This window comes from Kitasatospora sp. NPDC059812 (assembly GCF_042732075.1).
Classification (GTDB): domain Bacteria; phylum Actinomycetota; class Actinomycetes; order Streptomycetales; family Streptomycetaceae; genus Kitasatospora.
In genome coordinates, this window is the sequence record NZ_JBHWIO010000076.1 from 36,234 (window position 1) to 41,168 (window position 4,935).

Genomic DNA, 4,935 nt, shown 5'->3' on the forward strand with positions numbered 1-4,935 from the left:
TGGGGGGGGTGGGGCTCCCGCCGCCGGCCGCAGGGGCCCCCCCCCCCGGCGGGCCGGGGGGGGGGGGCGCCCCCGGGGGGCGGGGGGCGGGGGCGCCCGGAAGGGAACCATCATGCCCACCGCGACCCTCCCGGACCTGATCGCCCGGCACGCCCAGGAGCGCCCCGACGCCCTCGCCGTGACCGACGGCTCCACCGTTCTGACGTACCGTCAACTCCTTGACTCCTCCGCCCGGCTGGCCGCGACCCTGGCCGCCCGGGGGATCGGCCCCGGCAGTGCCGTCGGCCTGCTCTGCGCCCGTTCCACCCGCCTGGTCGTCGCCCAGCTCGCGATCTGGCGGACCGGCGCCCACGTCGTCCCGCTCGACCCGGCCTACCCGCGCCAGCGCATCGCCGAGATGACCGGGGACGCCGGGGTCCGGCTCGTCCTCGGTGACAAGACGCTGCTCGCCGAGGCCGGACTCGCCGAGGAGCAGACCCTCGCGCTGACCTCGACGCTCGTCCTGGCCGAGCCCGCCGTCCCGGCCGGGCACGGCCCCGACGCCGCCGGTGCGGCCGCCCCCGACGCCGCCGAGCCGGCCGCGCCCGCCCTGCTCTTCTACACCTCGGGCTCCACCGGCCGGCCCAAGGGCGTCATCGTCCCGCACAGCGCCGTCGCAGACCTGGTCACCGCCCAGGACGCGTTCACGCTCGGCCCCCGCGACCGGGTCCTGTTCCACTCCACGGTCAGCTTCGACGCCTCCACCTTCGAGCTGTGGGCCCCGCTGGCGCGCGGCGCCGCCGTCGCCGTCTCGCCGTCCGACCGGCCCACCGCCGAGGAACTCGTCCGCGACATCGAGCGGTTCGGCGTCACCACGGTGTTCATCACCACCGCCCTGTTCCACCACCTGGCCGCCCGGCAGTCCCGGATCTTCGGCGTGCTGCGCACCCTGGCCGTCGGCGGCGAGGCCCTGTCGCCCGAGTACGCCGGGGCGGTGCTGCGCGCCTTCCCCTGGCTCGAACTCTTCAACGTCTACGGGCCGACCGAGGCCACCACCTTCACCACCCTGCACCGGATCACCCCGGCCGACTGCACCACCGGCCCGGTCCCGATCGGCCGGCCCTTCGGCGGCGCCCGCGCCCTCGTCCTCGACCAGGAGCTCGCGCCGGTGGCGCCCGGCACCGTCGGCGAACTGTGGATCGCCGGCGGCCGGCTCGCCCAGGGCTACCTGGACCGGCCGGAGCTGACCGCCGAGCGCTTCCGCGACCTGCCCGGCACCGGCCGCGCCTACCGCAGCGGCGACCTCGTCCGCCAACGCCCCGACGGCGCACTGGAGTTCCACGGCCGCACCGACGACCAGGTGAAGGTCCGCGGCTTCCGGATCGAACCCGGCGAGGTCGAGCACGCGCTGCTGCAGTTCCCCGAGGTCGCCGAGGCGGCCGTCGTGGTCCGCCGGCCCGGCCACACCGACGCCGCGCTCACCGCCTGCCTGGTCCTCGCCGACGGCAGCCGACCGGCCGTCGAAACCCTCCGCGCCCGGCTCGCCGACCGGCTGCCCGCCCACCTGGTGCCCACCGCCTGGACCGTACTCGCCGCCCTGCCGCTGACCGGCACCGGCAAGATCGACCGCCGCGCCCTCGCCGCCACCGACGAGACGGCCCCCGACGGACCCGGCACCGCCGCCGCCCTCACCCCGATCCAGCAGGCCGTCGCCACCGCCTGGACCCGCGCCCTGGAACGCCCGATCACCGACCCGGCCGCCGACTTCCTCGCCGAGGGCGGCCACTCGCTGCTCGCCATGTGGGTCGTCGACGACCTCCGCGAGGACCTCGGCGTCGAGCTCTCGCTCGCCGACTTCCTCGGCCACCCCACCGTCGCCGGCCAGGCCGACCTGCTCGAACGAGCCCTGCGCGCCGCGCACGACGACACCCCGCAAGGAGCCACCCGATGACCGCCGAGCACCCGGCCGTCGACCAGACCGCCGACCAGGCCGACCTGCTGCGCCGCGCCCGCCGCAACCGCCCCGCCGCGGGCGGGCGCCCGGCGGCCCCGCAGAGCGTGCCGGCCGGCCAGGGCGACGGCCCGGCCGGCCCCGCCCCGCTCTCGCACGCCCAGCAGCGGATGTGGCTGATGGACCACCTCGGCCAGGGCGGCGCCCTCTACAACGTCCCGCTCGCCACCCGCCTGCGCGGACCGCTCGACCCCGCCGCCCTCGCCACCGCCCTCACCGGCCTCACCGAGCGCCACGCCGTCCTGCGCACCCGCTACGGCCGCCAGGGCGACCAGCCGCACCAGCAGACCGACCCGGTCACCCCGGTGCCGCTGCGCACGGTGGACGCCACCTGGGAGAACGGCGCCGGGAACAACGCCCCCGCCCTGCTCGCCGCCGAGGCCGCCCGCCCCTTCGACCTCGCCACCGGCCCGGTCCTGCGCGCCCTGCTGCTGCGACACGACCCGCAGGACCACACCCTGCTCCTGAACATCCACCACATCGCCGTCGACGGCGGCTCGCTGCCCGTCCTCGCCGCCGACCTGGCCGCCCTCTACGTCGCCGCCCGCGACGGCGTGGCGCCCCAACTCCCGCCGCCCGGACCGTCGTATGCCGAGTACGCCCGTGAGGAGCGCACCCGCGACGCCGAACTCACCAGCGCCGCCGACGCCCGCGCCCGACACCTGGCCGGCGCCCGCCCGCTGCCGCTGCTGCGGCCCACCCCGCCCGGGGCGCGCGAGCGCCGGGCCACGCTGCACACCGCCCCGCTCGCCCCCGCCACCGTCGAGGGCCTGCGCCGGCTCGGCGCCCGGCATGGCGCCACCCTGTTCGCCGTCGTCCTGGCCGCCGCCTTCGCCACCCTGCGCACCGCCGCCGACCAGGCCGACCTCACCCTCGGCTGTGCCAGCGGCCAGCGCCTGCGGCCCGAACTGCGCCGCACCGTCGGCCTCGGCGTCAACACCCTCGCGGTGCGCGCCGACCTGGCCGGCGATCCCACCTTCACCGAGGTGCTCGGACGGGCCCGGACCGCGCTGCTCGACGCGCAGCAGCACCACGAGATCCCGTTCGACCTGATCGTCGAGCGGCTCGGCGCGGCGGCCCGCGGCGCCGACGGCACCCCGCTGCTCTCCGTCAGCTGCGACCTCGTCCACCCCGCCGAGCCGCTCACACTGCCCGGCCTCACCGCCGAGGACGTCGAACTCGACCTGGGCCTGGCCAAGTTCGGCCTCGCCCTGCTGGTCGAGGACGGCCCGCAGCCGCGCTGCCTGGTCCAGCACGACCGGGACGCCCTCGACGAGACCACCGCCGAGCACCTGCTCACCGCCTTCGCGGACCTGCTCGCCGCCGTCGCCACCGACCCCGACCAGCCCCTCTCCGCGCTCCCCGGCACCCGCCTGGCCACCGCCCAACACCCGGCCCTCGCCGCACTGTCGGCCGACCCCCGGGTGGTCGAGGCGGCCGTCGTCGAGACCGCCGACGGCCCGCCGCTCGCCTACGCCGTGGTGCGCGGCCCGGTGGCCCCGACCGGCGTCGAACTGCGCGCCGCCCTGCGCCGCCACGTCGACCCCGCCCACCTGCCGGCCGCCGTCACCCTGCTGGACCGGCTGCCCCGGCACGCCGACGGGACCCCGGACCGCGGCCGGCTGCCCGGCGCGGCCCCGACCGCCCCCGAGCGGTCCGGCCCGCTCGACACCGTCCGGACGGCCTTCGGCGAACTGCTCGGCACCACCCCGCCCGCCGACGGCGACTTCTTCGCCCTCGGCGGCCACTCCCTGGTCGCCGTCCAGCTCGCCGAACGCCTGCGCACCCGCACCGGCCTGCCGCTCACCGGCCTGGACGTGCTGGAACAGCGCACCCCGCGCGCCCTCGCCGCCCTGCTCGCCACCCGCGAGGACGAGCGCCGCGCCGCCCCCGCCCGCACCGGCTCCCGCCCGGGCACCCGCACCCGCGCGGGCACCGTGCTGCTCACCGGCGCCACCGGCGGAGTCGGCGCGGCCGTCCTCCAGGAACTGATGGCCCAGGGCCGCCCGGTCCGGGCCCTGGTCCGGCCCGAGTCCGCCCACCTGCCCGCCCTGCACGGCGCCGAACTGGCCGAGGGCGACCTCGCCGACCTCGACAGCCTGCGCCGCGCGGTCGAGGGCGTCGACGCCGTCATCCACGCCGCCTGCACCTTCACCGAGCACGCCGTCGACCTCGCTGCGATGCGCGCCCTGGTCGAGGGCTGGCGCGGCGGCCCGTTCGTCTTCGTCAGCAGCATCGACGCCTACGGCCGCCCGTCCGGCACCGACGTCCCCGAAGGCGGCCCCACCGGCGAACCGGTCAGCCCCTACGGGCAGGCCAAGCTGGACTGCGAGCGCATCCTGTTCGAGGCGGCCGCCACCGGCCGGGGCCCGGCCACCGTGGTCCGCGCCCCGATCGTCTGGGGCCCGCACCAGCGTCTGCGCGACCAGCTCCGCTGGGGCTCCACCGGCGACCTCTACCAGGCCGCCCTGGCCGGCCGCCCGATCGCCCTGCCCGCCCCCGCCCCCGGCGACCGCTCCACCTGGTACGGCGCCGCCTGGGTGCACTCCGCCGCCCTGGCCCGCGCGCTCGCCGCCTGCGTCGCCGACGGCAACCCGGCGGCCGGCCGGATCGTCAACGCCGTCAACGGGCACGTCTCCTGGGCGGACTTCACCGGTGAGCTCGTGCGCCTGCTCGACTCCGGCAGCCCGCTGGACCTGCGCCCCGACGCCGATCCCGAACTCCGCCGTCCCTGGCACTACCGCGCGGAGACCCTCGCCGCCCCGCTGAGCCCCGAGCCGGGCGAGGACTGGCGCACCGTCCTGGCGGCGATGGTCGGCTGACCTGCACCGCTCCGCGTCGCGGCGGCCGGCCCGAGGGCGGGCGGCGCGCCCCGTGGGGGGGGCGCCCCGGGGCAGGGTGGGCCCCTGAACCGAACGAGGGGTTTGTGGAGTGAGTACGCTTAA

Annotated in this window: 2 protein-coding genes; both read left to right on the forward strand. The window is 78.1% G+C overall.

Features of this window, described 5'->3' with window-relative positions:
• The first annotated feature begins 112 nt into the window (after positions 1-112).
• Complete coding sequence (locus ACFV6D_RS29750; protein ID WP_380430360.1) at positions 113-1,930, forward strand: amino acid adenylation domain-containing protein; 1,818 nt, start codon at positions 113-115, stop codon at positions 1,928-1,930.
• Positions 1,927-4,812 carry a condensation domain-containing protein gene (locus tag ACFV6D_RS29755; protein WP_380561814.1) on the forward strand — a complete coding sequence of 962 codons (2,886 nt, stop codon included), beginning with the start codon at positions 1,927-1,929 and terminating at the stop codon, positions 4,810-4,812. The genes ACFV6D_RS29750 and ACFV6D_RS29755 overlap by 4 nt, the downstream gene beginning before the upstream one ends.
• Positions 4,813-4,935: the final 123 nt, after the last annotated feature.

Excerpts from the sequence above, each read along its gene's own strand:
- ACFV6D_RS29750 (WP_380430360.1), top strand. The coding sequence starts at position 113 with ATGCCCACCGCGACCCTCCCGGACCTGATCGCCCGGCACGCCCAGGAG.
- ACFV6D_RS29755 (WP_380561814.1), top strand. The coding sequence starts at position 1,927 with ATGACCGCCGAGCACCCGGCCGTCGACCAGACCGCCGACCAGGCCGAC.